16 protein-coding genes are annotated in these 17,383 nt (G+C 35.8%); 11 read left to right on the top strand and 5 right to left on the bottom strand.

What is annotated here, in order from left to right:
• Positions 1–317: 317 nt before the first annotated feature.
• The 6 genes from IGJ37_RS08755 to IGJ37_RS08730 all read left to right on the top strand — a co-directional run bounded on the left by IGJ37_RS08755 (position 318) and on the right by IGJ37_RS08730 (position 7,582).
• Positions 318–1,274: an ABC transporter permease gene (locus tag IGJ37_RS08755; RefSeq protein WP_002356852.1), complete on the top strand. Its 957-nt coding sequence runs from the start codon at positions 318–320 to the stop codon at positions 1,272–1,274.
• A gap of 11 nt (positions 1,275–1,285) precedes the next feature.
• Positions 1,286–2,209 carry a carbohydrate ABC transporter permease gene (locus IGJ37_RS08750; protein ID WP_002359877.1) on the top strand — a complete coding sequence of 308 codons (924 nt, stop codon included), beginning with the start codon at positions 1,286–1,288 and terminating at the stop codon, positions 2,207–2,209.
• 23 nt (positions 2,210–2,232) lie between these two features.
• Positions 2,233–3,699, top strand: coding sequence for an ABC transporter substrate-binding protein (locus IGJ37_RS08745; protein ID WP_002359878.1), 1,467 nt, complete (start codon positions 2,233–2,235; stop codon positions 3,697–3,699).
• A gap of 70 nt (positions 3,700–3,769) precedes the next feature.
• A complete protein-coding gene (locus IGJ37_RS08740; protein WP_002362905.1) occupies positions 3,770–4,405 on the top strand; it encodes a YesL family protein in 636 nt (211 codons plus the stop codon).
• Positions 4,359–6,089 (top strand): sensor histidine kinase, encoded by a 1,731-nt coding sequence (locus IGJ37_RS08735; protein WP_002387241.1) that lies wholly within the window; start codon positions 4,359–4,361, stop codon positions 6,087–6,089. Before IGJ37_RS08740 ends, IGJ37_RS08735 begins: the two co-directional genes overlap by 47 nt.
• An 11-nt stretch (positions 6,090–6,100) precedes the next feature.
• The gene (locus tag IGJ37_RS08730) at positions 6,101–7,582 is read left to right on the top strand and encodes a response regulator transcription factor (protein ID WP_002359882.1); all 1,482 of its coding nucleotides are present in this window, start codon (positions 6,101–6,103) and stop codon (positions 7,580–7,582) included.
• A 40-nt stretch (positions 7,583–7,622) separates the two neighbouring features.
• Here IGJ37_RS08730 and IGJ37_RS08725 read toward each other — a convergent pair whose 3' ends face one another.
• A complete protein-coding gene (locus IGJ37_RS08725; RefSeq protein ID WP_325814873.1) occupies positions 7,623–9,764 on the bottom strand; it encodes a GH92 family glycosyl hydrolase in 2,142 nt (713 codons plus the stop codon).
• Between the two features lie 172 nt (positions 9,765–9,936).
• On the opposite strand from IGJ37_RS08725, the gene IGJ37_RS08720 reads away from it, so the two are divergent.
• A complete protein-coding gene (locus IGJ37_RS08720) occupies positions 9,937–11,049 on the top strand; it encodes an FUSC family protein (RefSeq protein ID WP_078130995.1) in 1,113 nt (370 codons plus the stop codon).
• A 43-nt stretch (positions 11,050–11,092) separates the two neighbouring features.
• Here the strand turns inward: IGJ37_RS08720 and IGJ37_RS08715 are convergent, their stop codons facing one another.
• Positions 11,093–11,575, bottom strand: coding sequence for an SRPBCC family protein (locus tag IGJ37_RS08715; RefSeq protein WP_252671347.1), 483 nt, complete (start codon positions 11,573–11,575; stop codon positions 11,093–11,095).
• A 21-nt stretch (positions 11,576–11,596) separates the two neighbouring features.
• On the bottom strand, positions 11,597–11,977 hold the full coding sequence (gloA2, locus tag IGJ37_RS08710) for an SMU1112c/YaeR family gloxylase I-like metalloprotein (protein WP_002356864.1): 381 nt from the start codon (positions 11,975–11,977) through the stop codon (positions 11,597–11,599).
• Between the two features lie 211 nt (positions 11,978–12,188).
• Here gloA2 and treP point away from each other — a divergent pair, with 211 nt between their 5' ends.
• The gene (gene treP, locus IGJ37_RS08705; protein ID WP_002388267.1) at positions 12,189–13,655 is read left to right on the top strand and encodes a PTS system trehalose-specific EIIBC component; all 1,467 of its coding nucleotides are present in this window, start codon (positions 12,189–12,191) and stop codon (positions 13,653–13,655) included.
• A 127-nt stretch (positions 13,656–13,782) separates the two neighbouring features.
• A complete protein-coding gene (locus IGJ37_RS08700; protein WP_002356866.1) occupies positions 13,783–14,787 on the top strand; it encodes a nucleoid-associated protein in 1,005 nt (334 codons plus the stop codon).
• A gap of 37 nt (positions 14,788–14,824) precedes the next feature.
• Here IGJ37_RS08700 and IGJ37_RS08695 read toward each other — a convergent pair whose 3' ends face one another.
• Positions 14,825–15,178 (bottom strand): YxeA family protein, encoded by a 354-nt coding sequence (locus tag IGJ37_RS08695; protein WP_002387247.1) that lies wholly within the window; start codon positions 15,176–15,178, stop codon positions 14,825–14,827.
• A 198-nt stretch (positions 15,179–15,376) separates the two neighbouring features.
• Here IGJ37_RS08695 and IGJ37_RS08690 point away from each other — a divergent pair, with 198 nt between their 5' ends.
• A complete protein-coding gene (locus IGJ37_RS08690) occupies positions 15,377–16,081 on the top strand; it encodes a zinc metallopeptidase (protein ID WP_002384290.1) in 705 nt (234 codons plus the stop codon).
• Between the two features lie 83 nt (positions 16,082–16,164).
• Positions 16,165–16,503, top strand: a complete 339-nt coding sequence (locus IGJ37_RS08685; RefSeq protein WP_002356871.1) for a hypothetical protein — start codon at positions 16,165–16,167, stop codon at positions 16,501–16,503.
• 26 nt (positions 16,504–16,529) lie between these two features.
• Here the strand turns inward: IGJ37_RS08685 and IGJ37_RS08680 are convergent, their stop codons facing one another.
• Complete coding sequence (locus IGJ37_RS08680; RefSeq protein ID WP_033593133.1) at positions 16,530–17,375, bottom strand: PhzF family phenazine biosynthesis protein; 846 nt, start codon at positions 17,373–17,375, stop codon at positions 16,530–16,532.
• Positions 17,376–17,383: the final 8 nt, after the last annotated feature.

Below are 17,383 nucleotides of genomic sequence, written 5' to 3'. Positions count from 1 at the left end.
TTGCTCTAGTGTTTTTTACGGATAAAATTCAAAAATAGTCCTCCTCAAAAATAATTAGAGGATATCCTTTGTGAAACTATCAAGTTCTCAGATTTTATAAAACAAATACACGCTAGCAAAATCGCTTTATGAGTGAGGTTTAGCCAATTGTTTTTAAGGTTCTTAAACAGTTGTAAAAAAAATATCAGATAAACGTTTTCACAAAGAACAGTCATTTCGGTAAATTTTTACCTTAAAATGACACAAAATCTATAATTTGTTTCTCAAATCCTATAATTTGTTCCTTAAAAAGATATTATGAAAACGCTATTATATTTATGAAAGGAGCGAAACGAATGAAGAAGAAAAACGGGTTTTTTCAAAATGTATGGCGTTATAAGGCCTTAATCCTTATGGCGTTACCAGGATTTATCTGGTTTATATTTTTCTTCTATATACCAGTCTTAGCCAATGTGGTCGCATTTAAAGATTTTCATATTTCACCAGATGGTTTCTTAGCTAGTCTAAGAGAAAGTCCTTGGGTTGGTTTTGAAAACTTTAAATTTTTATTTGCGTCAAAAGATGCTTGGTTAATTACTAGAAACACCATTTTGTACAATGTCGTCTTTTTAGCCTTTAACTTATTCTTCGCGATTGCTTTTGCTATTATTATGAGTGAATTAAGAAATCGTCGCTTGGTTAAAGTTTATCACACGATGTCATTGCTACCATATTTCTTATCTTGGATGGTTATTAACTATTTTGTTTATGCCTTTTTAAGTCCAGATAAAGGGATTTTGAATCAATGGATTACTGGTAATGGCGGCACAATGATTAACTGGTATGCAGATCCACGTTGGTGGCCAGTAATTTTTGTCTTCCTAAATGTTTGGAAGAGTCTAGGCTACAACAGTATTATCTACTATGCTTCTGTGATGGGGATTGATCCGACATACTATGAAGCAGCGATGGTGGATGGTGCCAACAAATGGCAACAAATAAAAAATGTTACGATTCCACAAATTTTGCCAATGATGTCTGTTTTATTAATTTTAAACATCGGCGGTATCTTCAGAGCAGACTTTGGTTTGTTCTACATCGTACCAAGAAACTCAGGTGCGCTTTACAACGTGACAAGTGTGTTAGATACCTATATTTACAATGGCTTAACGGCTACTGGTGATGTAGGCATGACGGCAGCTGCAGCGTTATATCAATCTGTCGTTGGGGCATGTTTGTTATTAATTGCGAATTTAGTTGTTCGTCGAATTGAACCAGATTCAGCACTATTTTAGGAGGAAGGATTATGAAAAAGAAAAAAGTCACTAGCGTTAACGTTCGATCCTTCAACCCGACAGCGAATTTGATTTTCAATATTGTCATTGCTATTTTTGCTATTTCCTGTGTGGTTCCGTTTTTCTTTGTTATTATGATTTCATTGACAAGTGAAGGATCATTAGCAGCAAACGGCTACCGGTTTTGGCCAAAAGAATTTTCATTGGAGGCCTATCGTTACATTTTCCAAGGGGCAATGAGTCAACGCATTATTCATGCCTTAGGGGTAACGGTCTTCATTACGGTGACAGGGACGATTGTCAATGCAACAATGACGTCATTATATGCCTATGTCATTTCTCGTTCCAACTTTCCATTTAAAAAATTCTTTACATTGTTTGCGTTAATTACAATGTTATTTTCACCAGGGATGGTTGCGAACTATTTAGTAATGACAAACTTATTGCAATTGAAAGATACAATTTGGGCGTTAATTTTGCCTTTAGCTTTAGGACCATTTAATATTTTAGTGATGCGAACGTTTTTCAAGAAAACCGTGCCTGACAGTATTATTGAATCGGCACGTATTGATGGCGCAAGTGAAATGCGCATTTTTGTCAGCATTGTGTTACCGCTAGCCGTTCCAGGGATTGCCACAATTAGTTTGTTTGCGGCTTTGGGTTATTGGAACGATTGGTTCAATGCGTTACTTTACATTCAAAAAGATACCTTGGTACCATTACAGTATTTATTGATGAAAATTCAAAACAACTTAGAGTTCTTATCAAGAAGTACGGATATGGGTGCAGCAGCACAAGAAGGGTTAGGCGTTCTACCAAGTGAATCGGCTCGAATGGCGATTGTTGTCTTATCTACGTTACCAATTGCGTTAACTTACCCATTTTTCCAAAAATATTTCGTGGGTGGTTTAACAATCGGCGGCGTGAAAGAATAAAATTGTACAGGAGGAAATAAGGAATGAAAAAATGGCAAAAAGGATTAGCCGTAGCTGGCGCAGCAGCTTTAGCTGTAGGACTAAGCGCGTGCGGTAAATCTTCAAAAGATGCAGCGTCAAAAGGTGATGATAGTACACCAACGTTATTAATGTATCGTGTTGGGGACAAACCAGATAATTATGACCAATTAATCGATAATGCGAATAAAATTATCGAGAAAAAAATTGGGGCAAAATTAAAAATGGAATTTGTTGGTTGGGGCGATTGGGACCAAAAAATGTCAACAATCGTTGCTTCTGGTGAAAGCTATGATATTTCATTAGCACAAAATTATGCAACGAATGCACAAAAAGGCGCCTATGCTGATTTAACTGATTTAGCACCTAAATATGCCAAAGAAGCCTATGATCAATTACCAGATAACTATATTAAAGGAAATACGATCAATGGAAAACTGTATGCGTTCCCAATTTTAGGTAACTCTTACGGTCAACAAGTTTTAACTTTTAATAAAGAATATGTCGATAAATACAATTTAGATATTAGTAAAGTTGATGGTAGTTATGAAAGTGCAACCGAAGTTCTAAAAGAATTCCATAAAAAAGAACCAAATATTGCTGCTTTTGCTATCGGCCAAACATTCTTTGCAACAGGTAATTATGACTTCCCTATTGGTAACCAATATCCATTTGCAGTGAAAACAACTGATACTGGCTCACCAAAAATTATTAACCAATATGCCGACAAAGACATGATTAATAACTTAAAAGTCTTACATCAATGGTATAAAGATGGCTTGATTCCAACAGATGCTGCTACAAGTACAACACCATATGACTTAAATACCAATACTTGGTTCATGCGTCAAGAAACACAAGGACCTATGGATTATGGTGATACAATCTTAACACAAGCTGCTGGCAAACCACTTGTTTCTCGTCCACTAACAGAACCATTAAAAACAACATCACAAGCGCAAATGGCTAACTATGTTGTTGCAAATACGTCTAAAAACAAAGAAAAAGCTGTTGAATTGCTAGGCTTATTAAACAGCAATCCAGAATTGTTAAACGGACTTGTTTATGGTGAAGAAGGCAAACAATATGAAAAAGTTGGCGATGATCGCGTGAAATTATTGAAAGATTACACACCAACAACTCATTTGAGTGCTTGGAACACAGGAAACAACTTAATCATTTGGCCAGAAGAATCTGTCACTGAAGAAATGGTTAAAGAACGTGATAAGAGCATCGAAGAAGCAAAAGATTCACCAATTCTTGGTTTTACTTTTGTAAATGATAAAGTGAAAACTGAAATCACTAACGTTGCTACAGTTATGAACCGTTACGCAGCAAGCTTAAATACAGGAACTGTTGATCCAGAAGAAACACTTCCAAAATTAATGGATGACCTAAAAACAGCTGGCTGGGATAAAGTTCAAAAAGAAATGCAAACACAATTAGACGAATATATCCAATCTCAAAAATAATCACAGGAGGCTGAGGCATTAGCTGAGCGCTTTTGGCTTAGCCTTTTACATAATAGAAAGGAAGAGGAAGATGGAAAGTACAGGGATTCAACGGTTGTTTTACCTTTCCTGGACAGTAATCAAACTAAATTTACTGTTTGTTTTATTTAGTTTAGCTGGAGGGATTATTTTTGGTGTTGGTCCAGCACTCCAAATGATGACTGATTTCATTTTGGAAGAGGGCATGAATTATCAAGCAATCACCGTTAAACGAGCATTTGAATCATGGAAAGCACATTTTAAAAGAAGTAACTGTTATTTTTTACTTTTTCTCTTCACTTTAGGATTTGTTTTTTATAATATTTATTTAGCCGTTCAATTTACCGGAATAATGTGGTTAATTATTACATTTATTTTATTTTTTGTTTCCCTAATACTCGTTATTTTTTACATTTATATGCTACTATATGAAGGAAGCTATTTTATCTCAACTATTGATTTAATGAAGCTTTCATTTATCAGTATCTTTTTAAACCTCGGTGTATTTTTTAAAGTCTTATTCGGTGTAATTAGTATCGTTGCTTTAACTTGGAAAATGAAAGGACTGCTACTATTTGCTTCGTTTGCCTTAATTATGATGTGGTGTGCCTATGTCACGCGTAAAAATCGCCAGTTTATTGATGGAAAGTTGGAACAAAATGAAGCGAATCTTCAAAAAACTGTTTAAAAAAAAATATTTATTAAATCGATTAGTACAAAAATACAGTCTACTGTTAACAAGTATTATTTTGTTAACGGTGGCTGCTTTGTGCGTTTATGTTACTTATACAATTAACTTATCAATTGATTCACAAAAAAATAACGCCGTTTCCCAAATTGACAGCTATGTAACGAATAAAAATAATGCGGCGACGAATATGATTAATGAATTAGCTGGCTCTGCAAGTAAAATTGAAAACATGCGAAAATATATGGAACTTTCTCCTCCTGAGTATTTTGACTATACTTACAGCCAATGGTCGGAAGATCGGGTCAGTACCCACTTTGGAAATAATTTAAGTACATTATTTAGCACCTTTCCTGACTTAGAAGAAGTGATTATTCGCTTAGATGAATTTGATCAGGTTTTGTTCGCCAATCGCACAGCTACAAATGGGAAAAAAATGGATATGTCATCAATTAAAAAACATGGCTTTCAACTAATGCGAATTATCTCCGATCCTTATACAGGACAACCGCTGGGAGAGTTGTACACTGTGTTTTCAAGTCAAGAGTTGCTAGGCAACCAAGCAGACTTATTGAAAAAATCAGGTATTAATGCGTTTATCTATGATAGTGCTGGAAATCAAATTTTTTCTGAAAAAGCACAATTTACCAAAGAAGAAGAGCGGCAACTAGATAAAAGAATGCACACCGATAGTGACATTCAACAGGTTTTTCATAATCGCTACGATATTACGGAAATAGAAAGCAGTGGCCGGAGTACCATTCTCTTATTAACAAGCCGCCGAGTCTTATTTCAACAATTGTTTATGAATTATGCGGCCATTTTAGGGATTGGGTTACTTTTGATTGTTATTTTATTAGTGGGCTTAAACCGCCTGTTTAAACGCTATTCTCAACAAGTCCAATTAATTTTAGAAGCGACACGAGCCATTGGCGATGGCAATTTAAAAGAACGAATTGACACGAATCAAGTTCAGGAAGAATTGAATGATATTGCTTCTGCGATTAATTTTATGGTAGACAGTTTAGATCAATACATTCACGATATTTATACTTTAGAAATTAAGCAACGCGATGCCCACATGAGAGCATTACAGTCGCAAATTAATCCTCATTTTCTTTATAATACGTTGGAATATATTCGCATGTATGCCTTGAGTCGGCAACAAGAAGAACTAGCTGATGTTGTCTATGCTTTTTCAACGTTACTTAGGAATAATATTAACCAAGAAAAAACCACGACCTTGGCAGAGGAAATCTCATTTTGCGAAAAATATGTGTATTTGTATCAAATGCGTTATCCCGACCAATTTGCCTATAAGTTCGAAATAGAAGAAACAATTGCTGATGTTGAAATTCCTAAGTTTATCATTCAGCCGCTTGTCGAAAATTATTTTGTGCATGGAATTGACTATCAACGACAAGACAATGCTATCAAGGTCCACGCCTACCGAGAAGGCGAAAAAATTATTGTGGCTGTTGTGGATAATGGAAAAGGAATTACCGCCAATCGGTTAGAGGAAATTCGCGAACGTTTAAATCAAACAGAAATAGACACGGAACAATCCATTGGGTTAAGAAATGTTCATGAACGTTTACAACGCTTTTTTGGGGAGAGTTATGGTTTAACCATTGAAGGGAAAGAAGGAGAAGGGACGACAATTCGTCTTTCGTTTGTAGCATAAGGGGTGAAAAGATGTATCGAGTGATGTTTGTTGATGATGAATATATGATTTTAGAAGGCTTAAAATGGATTATTCCTTGGCAAGAGTTAGGCTTTGAAATTGTTAAAACAGCGCGTAGTGCGCAAGAAGCATTGGCTTTTTTAGAAACAGAATCTATTGATGTTTTATTAACAGATATTACGATGCCGGAAATGAGTGGGATCGAATTAATTGAGCAAGCAAAGAAAAAAGGACATCAATTTATTAGTTTAATTTTATCAGGTTATCAAGAGTTTGATTACGTCAAAAAAGGCATGGCTTTACAGGTCCAAGATTATCTTTTGAAACCAGTCAATAAACAAGAACTATTAGCCAATATCCAGAGAATTAAAACAGAATTGGACCAACAAAAAAAATCCCATGCCCGCGTGCGTCTATATCTAGAAAATGGCTTGATGCGTTGGCTTAATGATGAAATCAGCGAAGGGGAATACGAAGAGTTAATGCAGCAATTTGCGACTATAAAACCAGGTGATTTTACCGTTTTATTGGTTGAAGCTGAGATGCCATTTTTAGAAACAATCAAGGAACTATTTATGAAAAAAGGCCAACTGTTATTCATTGAAAGTTGGATGAGTACGTACCATCAATTGTTACTTATCTATAAAGGGGCCAGACAAGAAGCGTTCTTATTTATTCGTGAAATTGAAGCGATTCTAGCTGGTCAAGGTCAGATTTTTGTAGGGGAATCTGTCAATGAATGGGAAACGGTTTATGAAAGTTATGAGAAAGTAAAACAGTTGCAAGCAATTGAAACGTTTTATCAAGAATTTCTGCCAAATAATCAAAAAGAACAAATGAATCGTTCGGCAGAAGATTTTACTTTCCTAGCGTTTAACCAAGCCTTGATGATTGGGGATATGCAGACCATTCAACGGGAATTAGATGCTATTTTCAATCAGTTAAGTCAACAACACGCTACGCCAGAATATGTACGCTATGTAGTCTTCTTACTTTTTTCAGATATTTCCCGTCAGTATCCAACTGTGTTAGAAGAAAACTATGAAAAAATCGTGGAAGAAATTCGAGCCAGCAACAATCTTAATACACTGTATGCGTTAATGCAGCAAGTCTTGGCAGAAGTGAAAAATAAACCTAAAATAAAAAAATATTCAGAAAGTGTTAGCCAAGCTGTAGAAAGAATTGAACAAGGCTATTTAGAAGAATTAAACTTAAAAACGGTGGCGGATGAGCTTCATTTGAACCCTAGTTATTTAGGCCAAATTTTTAAAAAAGAAACCAAGCGGAGTTTTTCTCAATATTTGAATCAAGTGCGTACCAAGCATGCCCAGAAATTATTATTGTACACGGATGATACAATCAACGAAATTTCAGAAAAAGTAGGATTTAACAATACCAACTATTTTTCAAAAATGTTTAAAAAATTAAATGGAATTACGCCAAAAGAATTTCGAGAGCAATACCAATCAAATTACGCAGGTGTCGAAGAATAAAAAGAAAGATGTTCAATTTTTATGAACATCTTTCTTTTTATTATTTTTCCGTACTTAATGAAAACGGTCGTTCTGCTGTTTTTTGTGGATTCGGGACGATCCCTAATTGATAATCTAAAGTCCCGCCGTTTAATAGTTCTTGATGAGTAAAATAAGGCGCATTATGTTTTTCTTGGTTTAACTGAATTTCATGAATAAATTGTTGTTGGACTTTGTTTGGTGATGTCTGAATGGTTAACTGTTTACCATTTGATAGTTTTACTTCCGCCGTCTGGACTAAAGGCATCCCGATTACATATTCACCAGTTCCTGGTGTGACGGGATAAAAGCCTAAGCTATTAAAAATATACCAAGCAGACATGCTACCATTGTCTTCATCACCTGGATAGCCAGTTGGTGAAGCATCAAATGTTTGCATTAGTTGTTTTAAAAGTGGTTGAGCCATCTCTGGTTTGCCGATGTAGCTGAATAGAAACGGATAATGGAAACTTGGTTGATTTGAGATGGCTAATTGACCAAAATCAATTGCCGCCATTTCACTCATTTCATGAATTTCAAAACCATAGCCTTCAACGTTAAAGTTAGGCGCTTGATTGCATAGCTGAATTAATTTTTTTTCGAAAGCTAACTCGCTACCATATAGCTTAATCAAACCTGCAAAATCTTGATAAACCGCAAAACTTGATTGCCAAGCACTTCCTTCGGCGTAATCTTTGCCCCAACGAATATCTAAAAAGTCAGGACGAAAATGGCCTTCAGTATCCTTTGCTTGCATAAAGCCAGTTTCAGGATTAAAAAGTTGTTGATAATTCAAGGCTTGTTGACGATAAAACGTTGCGGTCTCTGAATCATTCAATGTTTTTGCAACTTGCGAAATACAGAAATCGCTGTACGCATAGTCTAAGGTATGATTGACAGATTCATGATAGGTTGAAGGAACATAGCCATATTTTAGATAATCCAGAGTTCCTTGACGTCCATAATTTTCTCGTTCGCTTTGTTGTGTGGCGCCTTTTTTCATCGCTTCTAGGAACTGAGGCATCAAGTCAGGACGAATCTTTTTCACGGCGGCATCAGCAATGACAGCGTCAATCAAGGTGCCGGGCATTAAACCACGCTCATCTGGGGATAACCATTTTGGCAAGAAACCTGTTTCGTTGTAACTATTTAAAAAGCCTTCTAGCATCTCTTCGTATTTTTCTTGAGCAATTAGTGAGAACAATGGGTAGACCGTTTTATAAGTATCCCAAAAGCCATTATTGGTATATAGTATACCAGGACGAACCGTTTGCGAGAACGTATCATAATGAATCGGCTGCTGATTTTCGTCCAATTCATAAAAGGTTTGCGGAAATAGGAATGTTCGATACAGTGTATGATAAAACGTTTTAGTATGTTCAGGGTTTTCATGCGTTACTTTAAGGCGATCGAAATAATTATGCCAATCTGCGATTCCTTGTTGCAGCATCTCAGTAGAACGCAAAGAGATTTCTCGCGCTAAATTTAACTGCGCTTGTTTTTCAGAAATAAATGAACTACTAAAATGAACAACTTGTTGAGCAATATTTCCAAAAGAAAGAAGGATTTTGCCATCTTCACCTGAAGAAGGGGCAAACCATTTGGTTAAAGGCTGTTCAAAATGAAGCACAAAATAAAAACTAAAATCTGGATCTTCACAACCAGAATAGTTGATGACTTTTACAGCCACTTGATGGTCATCTAATTGTTTTACTTGATAACGTCCAGGCAGAGTTAGTAGTAAGTGATTATCTTTTTGTTGATAATCAATGGTTAAGATACCACCATACATGCTTGGGATTAATTGAGAAGTTATTTGATAGCGTAATTGAGTTAAATTAATTTCGACAGGAGAAAAAAGGCTTTCTTCTGGACGATAAGAACTTTGGGCATGGAATAAAGAAAGTTCCGACAATGAACCACTGACAGGGGTCATTAATAAATGACTAAAATCACCCATCCAAGGACTTGGTTGATGCGTTACTCGATAGCCTTGAAATGTTCGATCTTCTGGATGAAACCACCAGCTGCCTTTTTGGTCAGTTGTTTGCGGGGCGTAAAAATTCATCCCAAATGGCACGCCAGTATAGGGTAGACAATTTCCATTTGAAAAACTATGTTGGTTGGCAGTTCCGTGTCGCGTATCAATCGCTTGAATATTCATGAAAGTAGCTCCTTTGTTTTAAATGATATATCATATAGGCTGATTATAGCACAAAAAACAAGAAATGAAAGCGTATTTATTTGCTTTTTTATTTATTTTTAACGAATTGGTATATTCAATTTGAGGAGGGAATTGACAAGCATGTTACAATGGATAAGGAATCGATATTGGAGTGATTGTTATTTATTTTTTTAGTACAAAAAGTCAGCAATTTTTTGCGTATGTTTGGGCCATTTTCCCAGTCATCGCCTTTTTTTTGGTTAGTTTTTATACATTGGATTTTTTATTTTCCCCAAGCTATTTAATTATGGTGCCTGTATTTACTATTATGTTTAAAATTAACTATAAAAAAGATTATTCGTTTGTAGCGCTGCTCAAAATGAGTATCAGGCAATTTGTGATCAGTTTTTTAGCATTTATAGCTAGTAGTTCCTTTAGCTGGTCTATTATTTTAAATAGTAGTGTGACATTTTTAATTGTTTATTTATTTTATTCATCTGCGACACCGATGCGGTACCATAGTTATTTGATGATGTTTACGTTTTGTCAGTTAATTCAGGTTAAAGGAAATACATTTTTGATGCAATCTCAAGTTGTGGCCTTTTTAATTGGTCTTTTTTTATTGGCTTTAACATTAAACGCTTGGTGGCAAACAGGATTAAGTCAGCTAACCAGCTTAAAGAGTAGAGGCCATGTTCGCTTTTTTAAAAGCATTCAATTAAATATGAAGCAACAAAAATTGGCGGTTATTAATTTCTGGCACGACTTACAACAGACTTTTTTTGGGATTACAAGTTTCAAACAATTTTTAGAAAGTCCTGACGAAAGGGTGCAACGATTTCGTTTAGCTATTCGTATGAGTTTCACCATTACGCTGAGTTTTATTTTAATGTGGAGTGTAGGAGGCATTAAAATAATTTGGATTCCGATGAATGTTTTTCTACTCTTGCATCCAGTGAAAGCAGAAATGAATACGCGTATTAAGACACGTTTTTGGGGGACTCTTTTAGGATGTTTCCTTAGTCTGTTTGTTGTCAATTGGCTTCAATTGCCACTGACACACCTCATTGTTTCTAGTTTGATTGGCATTTTTGTTTATGCCCTAAAACCAGGAACCGTGTTACAAGTGACAATGGCAACGATTTTTGGGTTATGTTTGGCAACAATTAGTTTACGAGGGATGTACGCCGCAGAGTTGCGGGTCTCTTTTGTATTATTGGCAATTTTTGTTGTTTGTTTAATTGATTTAGGTTTATTTGTTTATCAGCGTATTTTACGTTTTTAAAAAGTGTGGCACAGAGGGTGATTTACCCGTTGTGCCACACTTTTTAATTTTCTAAATTCGTTAATTTTTCCAAGTAATGATTTTCTATTTGCGGAAAATCTATTTTTTCTGGTGCTGCATCAGGAGTTTCAACTACTTGCTTCAAGCGAGTGAGAACAATTGACCAACCAGCGATATCTTTATGGCGAGGTGTTGTAAAATTTTCTGGGAGAGATTCTGAAAAGACTAACAGGGTCTGGTGAGGTGCTTGTTCTTTTAAGTCAAAATAGATGATACCAGTATCCCAAGTCACGCCCAGATATTTTTCCTCTGCATAGTCAGTGAAAGGCATTGTTTCTTCAAAATCGGGCAGAATAAACCGCCAAAACCCGTTAACACCTAATTCACCAATTTCTAATTCTGGAAACCATTGTTTTAGCTTGTCTGTCTCAGTCAGGTAGCGCCAAATCGTTTGAGGGCTGGCTGAAATTGCCCGTTCTGTACCAAAATAAATCGTCTGGTTTTCTAAGCGAAAGGTATCTTTCATTTTGTTTCTCTCCTTTATTTATTATTCATGAAGTTCTAAAGGTAGTCCATCTGGATCAAAAAAGAAGGTCATTTTTTCACCCGTAAAATCATCTACTCGTAGCGGTTCTGTTTCAATTCCTTGCTCATTTAAAAAAGCAATCACTTCTTCAATATGTTCAACTTTAAAAGCTAAATGACGTAATCCTAAAGCTTCAGGATAAGAGGGGCGAGCGGGAAATTGATCAGAAATAAAAATTTCCAATTCTTGGCTGCCTAATTTTAAATCTAATTTAATATCGTTTTTTTCGGGACGATGATTTTCGCGAAGAACTTCAAAGCCCAACTTTTCGACATAAAAATTTTTAGTTGCTTGATAATTTGAGGCATTGATTGCCACGTGATGAATTTCTTTAAAAAACATTTTTCATACTCCTTTTCGTTTTTTCCCTCTGTAGTATAGCAATAAAGAAGCAGCTAAAAAAGCGTTCTGTTTGACTCTTTAAGAAAAGACAAGGGATTTGTAAAAAAATAAAATTATTTTTTTGAAAGAAAGCGCTTGCCAAAAAAAGAATAATCGAGTATGATGTATATACAACTTAATTGTATATACAAGTTTGAGAGGAGAATGTAAAATGGGTAAGTTTCAAAGCGATGCACAACAGTTGTTGAAAGCAGTAGGAGGCAAAGAAAATATTTCAGCTGTTTCTCATTGTGCAACTCGAATGCGTTTTGTATTAAAAGATCCAAAAAAAGCGGATGTACCTGTGATTGAAGATATTCCTTCTGTAAAAGGAACCTTTACAAATGCTGGACAGTTTCAAGTAATTATTGGGAATGAAGTCCCACAATTTTATAATGATTTTTCTGCAATTTCCGGTTTAGAAGGGGTTTCAAAAGAAGAAGGGAAAGCAGCTGCCAAAAGTAATTTGAGTCCTGTTCAACGAGTTGTTTCTGTTTTAGCTGAGATTTTTACACCATTGATTCCTGCACTTGTTATCGGGGGATTGATTTTAGGGTTCCGCAATATTTTGGAAGGGGTTCCATTTGGCTTTCTTGATGGTCAAACAATCGTGGAAGTTTCTCAATTTTGGAATGGAGTCAATTCATTCTTATGGTTAATCGGCGAAGCAATTTTCCACTTCTTGCCAGTTGGGATTACGTGGAGTATTACGAAGAAAATGGGAACCACACAAATCTTGGGGATTGTCCTAGGGATTACATTAGTCTCACCACAACTTCTGAATGCTTATTCAGTTGCGACGACTAAAGCAGCAGAAATTCCTTTCTGGGATTTTGGGTTTGCTCAAGTTAACATGATTGGTTATCAAGCGCAAGTTATCCCAGCTATGTTAGCCGGCTTCTTGCTTGCCTATCTTGAAATTTTCTTTAGAAAAGTGATTCCTCAAGCAATTTCAATGATTTTTGTCCCATTGTTTGCTTTAGTACCAACAGTATTGGCTGCACATGTCATTTTAGGACCAATCGGTTGGACGATTGGTAGTTGGGTTTCTGATATTGTAAATGCTGGATTAACGTCAACATTTAATTGGTTATTTGGCGCCGTCTTTGGCTTTATGTACGCACCATTAGTCATCACTGGGTTGCATCATATGAGTAATGCGATTGATTTACAGTTGATTGCTGACTTTCAGTCAACCAACTTATGGCCAATGATTGCTCTATCAAATATTGCACAAGGTTCAGCGGTTTTAGCAGTTATCTTTATGCATCGTGGAAACAAAAAAGAAGAACAAGTTTCGATTCCAGCAATGATTTCTTGTTACCTAGGTGTGACTGAACCAGCGATGTTTGGGATCAACTTAAAATATGTTTATCCATTTGTTGCGGGCATGATTGGTTCAGCAATGGCAGGAATGTTTGCCACTTTAATGGGCGTTCGTGCGACCAGTATCGGCGTCGGTGGCTTGCCAGGAATTTTATCTATTGTGCCACAATATTACTTGCCGTTTTTAGTCGCAATGGTGATTGCGATTATCGTACCAATGGGCTTAACTTATATTTTCAGAAAGAAAGGCATCTTTAATAAAGTCGATCCAGTTGATGAAGCAACAGGGATGTTATACAGCGAAGAAGGGTAATCGCTTTTTGAAGTTAAGAAGAATTCGTAGACATTTGTCTACGAATTCTTCTTCTTTTTATAGAAACTATTGGCTTTTTTCTCTCTTTCAGTTAGACTAAAAAGGTTGAGAAAAGGAGAGCGTAAAAATGGATATTTATTTAAAAAAAGCAATTTTACACATTATTGATCGAGAAACTGGGACGCCGGTTTTCTCTGAAAAGGAACTAGATTTAACGACCGAGTATATTCGAACGTATTTAACTGCAAAAATTTCAAAACTTTCGACTGCACAAACAAAGACTGGAACATTGGCGGAAAATAGTTCCTTTGTTGATACGTTACGTGGGATTCCTAGTGATTTTGTGAAGAAAAGCCAAGAAGTTACCCAACATTGGTATGATGTTTATTCAGGAAGCGAAGATGCGCCTAGTGCTGATATTTTGTTCATTTTATATGAATTAGATACGGTGTTACATGTCGCAATGATTAAATTAAACTATAAAGAAAGTTACACGCATTACGTCGACTATGAAGAAGAATCCGTTTATAACAAACTGATTATCAACCGAGCAATTTTGTCTTCAAAATCACAAAAACCAGATGAAGGGATTACGGTTGACTTAGATACATTAGCGTTTGAATTACTAGAGAAAAGATATGAATTTTCAGGAGAAAAAATCTGGTATTTCTCTGAAAAAGTGATTGAGACGCAAGCGGCACCTTCCATGGAAGAAAATATCAAAGAAATTAAAAAGGCAGTCAAACGCATTGGAAAGAAATTTAACGAAGATGAGTTTGAACTAATGGCTTCTGTAAAAGAAGCGGTATATGATAGTATTGAGGAAACGGGAACGATTGACAATGAGCAAATTGCTGAGCAAGTGTTTAAAGAAAATGTATCAGCTAAATTAGCTTACCAAGAAGAAGTGAATGAGTCGAAGTTTGTCGACAAAACACCGCCAGTCAGAGAATCTCGCGAAATTTCTGAAAAGAAATTTGGCAAACAGAAGTTAAAAATGGATAACGGTATTGAATTAATTGTTCCGTTAGATGTTTACCGCAATGGCGATTTAATTGAATTTGTTAATAATCCAGATGGCACAGTGTCCATTATGCTAAAAAATATCGAAAAAATTAGTAATCAATTATAAAGAAAAAACCGTTGGTCGCTTGCCAACGGTTTTTTCTTTATTTTAATTTTTCTAAAGCTTTTTCAGGGACTTCTTTTTCTGTCACTTCATTCCAGCTGATCACGCCTTTACGGGGATTAACTTTCAATTTTAGATAGGCTTTCATACGCAAAGGTTGATCACGGGATTCGTTTAATTCCACGGTTTTTTCTTCACCGTTTTTATTAAACGCAGGTTGTTGATAGTAATAAATGGTCATTGCTTCACCAGAATTTGTTTTTTCATCTTTCTTTTCACCAGATGTTGTGATTTGTGTATAATAGGCTTCTCCACCGTAATAGTAATTATAAACGCCCCAGCTACCACCGGCTAAAATGACTATGGGAATTAATATTTTTAGTAATGTTTTCATTTTCCTCACCTCAAGGAATAGTATGCCTTTTTTTTAGGAAATTTGCCATATTTTTTTCCGTTAATTGAGTGACAATTTTGTTAGTTTCGGCACTTTCTTGAAAAATTCATTATTTTTTTAAACAAAAGACAACGTTTGTCGCTCCCTTTTTTTCACTATCATGCTACAATAAAGAAAAAAAGATGGAGGTAGAGGACAATGATGCCCTTTTATTTTGGAATCGATCCAACCTATATATTGGTAATTATCGGAATTGCGATTTCTGGTGCGGCCTCCGCATATGTTAACAGTACCTTTCGTAAATATGATCAAGTACGAAGCAGTAAACATGTTACAGGCACGCAGGCAGCACAATATATTTTACAAAAAGAACAAATTAATGATGTTGGAGTTCAGCAAATTGCTGGTGATTTAACTGACAATTATAATTCTGGAAACAAAATGTTGAGCTTATCCGAAGCCACTGCTCAATCGACATCGGTCGCGGCTATTGGCGTGGCGGCTCATGAATGCGGACATGCGGTACAAGATCATACGAACTATGTGCCTTTACGTCTTCGTGCAGCTATTGTTCCAGTTGCCAACATCGGTTCAACCATTTCCTTTCCACTAATTTTGATTGGTGTTTTATTTAGTTGGAATCAAACATTAATCAACATTGGAATTTTGGCTTTTTCATTAGCCTTGATTTTTCAATTGGTGACTTTACCGGTGGAGTTTAATGCGTCTAGACGTGCGTTAAGTATTCTTTCTGAAGGTGGGTTATTAACAGAAGAAGAAGTCCCAATGGCCAGAAAAGTTCTTTTTGCAGCTGCACTTACCTACGTAGCAGCGGCGCTTTCGACCTTTTTACAACTTTTACGTTTGGTTATTTTATTTGGTGGCAATAACCGACGAGACTAAGTGCTAGTAAAGGTCTTTCTATTACGCATAAAAGTAATAATATGTTATGATTAAAGTAGAAAATAACAGAGGAGCTGAAGGAAATGAAAGCATCAACAAAAATTGGTATCGGTTTAAGCATTGCTGCAGTTGCAAGTGTCTCTGTTGCAGTCATCGCTTCTGAAAAAATTATTAAGAAGGTATCTCATGTTTCCAATCGTTATAAAGTTAAAAAGTTTGTAGACGATAAATTTGATGGAAACCAAAAATTATTATCGATTGTCGATGATTTATCCGATGATGAATTAGATTCTGTTTTAAATGTTGTTGATCGTGTGAAAGATGGCGGTTCAAAATTAGCTGAATATGGCGAAAAAGTTAAAGACAATACAGATTCTTTAAAAGAACGCTTTTTCACATTTATTGAAGATGCAATGAAGTAAAAAAGATGGCCTAGGCCATCTTTTTTTTATAAAAATAATTCTTTTGTTTCAACATAATAGCCTCTGCCACCAACTAGAACTTGATCAATTGTCTTTTGGGATGTAGTGTTCAAACGCACTAAGACTTCTGAAGGAGCGTTTAAGGTATAACCTTGGGCAAAGGTGTAATTGGTTTTTTGTAAAATTTGGTGATGGTACAGATAACAAGCTAACGCACCATTTGATGTACCAGTAGCGGCTTCTTCATCGATGTCATAAAGGGGTGCAAAATTCCTACAAATGATATTTTCTTCAGACAAAGCAAAAAGATGCATCCCAATAACTCCATACTTTTGACTAAGTAACTTAATTTTTTCAAAGTTTGGTTGTAAATCCTGTAATAATTGCGCATTTTTAATGGGAACCAAAATATCTTTTAGGCCCGTTGACACAATCTGGATAGGAAAAGCAGTTGCCACTGCGTTTAAATCAAAGCAGCCGCTCAATTCTTCTAAAGTGAGCGTATCATAAAAAGTTGGGACAGTTTGTTCCATAAATAGTTGTTCACCGTTCGCCGTGATTGCGAGCAAACCGCTGTTCGTTTCGATTGTATATTCTGTTTGCAATAATTTATTTAAGTGCTTCATAATGGTGAAAGCGCCAATTGTCGCGTGGCCACATAAGTCGACTTCTTCTTTTGGTGTAAAATATTCAAGGCGGAAATCAGCAATCTTTGAGTCTGAAATAAAAGCAGTTTCTGCAAATCCTAGTTCTTTGGCGATGGCCATTTTTTTGGTTCTCGTTAAGGGCTGTGTCATAAAAACAACGCCTGCTTTGTTGCCACCTTCGTGGTTTTTACTAAATGCACTAGCGACATATGCGGTAATTTTCATTGGAACGC

Origin of the sequence: Enterococcus sp. AZ104 (assembly GCF_050546705.1) — a bacterium.
Taxonomy (GTDB): domain Bacteria; phylum Bacillota; class Bacilli; order Lactobacillales; family Enterococcaceae; genus Enterococcus; species Enterococcus faecalis.
Note: the sequence above shows the minus strand (reverse complement) of the source record. Positions and strands in the feature narration are given on the sequence as shown.

Bases quoted from the DNA above. Each gene is read 5' to 3' on its own strand.
- IGJ37_RS08755 (WP_002356852.1), top strand. From the start codon at position 318: ATGAAAGGAGCGAAACGAATGAAGAAGAAAAACGGGTTTTTTCAAAAT.
- IGJ37_RS08750 (WP_002359877.1), top strand. From the start codon at position 1,286: ATGAAAAAGAAAAAAGTCACTAGCGTTAACGTTCGATCCTTCAACCCG.
- IGJ37_RS08745 (WP_002359878.1), top strand. From the start codon at position 2,233: ATGAAAAAATGGCAAAAAGGATTAGCCGTAGCTGGCGCAGCAGCTTTA.
- IGJ37_RS08740 (WP_002362905.1), top strand. From the start codon at position 3,770: ATGGAAAGTACAGGGATTCAACGGTTGTTTTACCTTTCCTGGACAGTA.
- IGJ37_RS08735 (WP_002387241.1), top strand. From the start codon at position 4,359: ATGGAAAGTTGGAACAAAATGAAGCGAATCTTCAAAAAACTGTTTAAA.
- IGJ37_RS08730 (WP_002359882.1), top strand. From the start codon at position 6,101: ATGTATCGAGTGATGTTTGTTGATGATGAATATATGATTTTAGAAGGC.
- IGJ37_RS08725 (WP_325814873.1), bottom strand. From the start codon at position 9,764: ATGAATATTCAAGCGATTGATACGCGACACGGAACTGCCAACCAACAT.
- IGJ37_RS08715 (WP_252671347.1), bottom strand. From the start codon at position 11,575: ATGAAAGATACCTTTCGCTTAGAAAACCAGACGATTTATTTTGGTACA.
- gloA2 (WP_002356864.1), bottom strand. From the start codon at position 11,977: ATGTTTTTTAAAGAAATTCATCACGTGGCAATCAATGCCTCAAATTAT.
- treP (WP_002388267.1), top strand. From the start codon at position 12,189: ATGGGTAAGTTTCAAAGCGATGCACAACAGTTGTTGAAAGCAGTAGGA.
- IGJ37_RS08700 (WP_002356866.1), top strand. From the start codon at position 13,783: ATGGATATTTATTTAAAAAAAGCAATTTTACACATTATTGATCGAGAA.
- IGJ37_RS08695 (WP_002387247.1), bottom strand. From the start codon at position 15,178: ATGAAAACATTACTAAAAATATTAATTCCCATAGTCATTTTAGCCGGT.
- IGJ37_RS08690 (WP_002384290.1), top strand. From the start codon at position 15,377: ATGATGCCCTTTTATTTTGGAATCGATCCAACCTATATATTGGTAATT.
- IGJ37_RS08685 (WP_002356871.1), top strand. From the start codon at position 16,165: ATGAAAGCATCAACAAAAATTGGTATCGGTTTAAGCATTGCTGCAGTT.
- IGJ37_RS08680 (WP_033593133.1), bottom strand. From the start codon at position 17,375: ATGAAAATTACCGCATATGTCGCTAGTGCATTTAGTAAAAACCACGAA.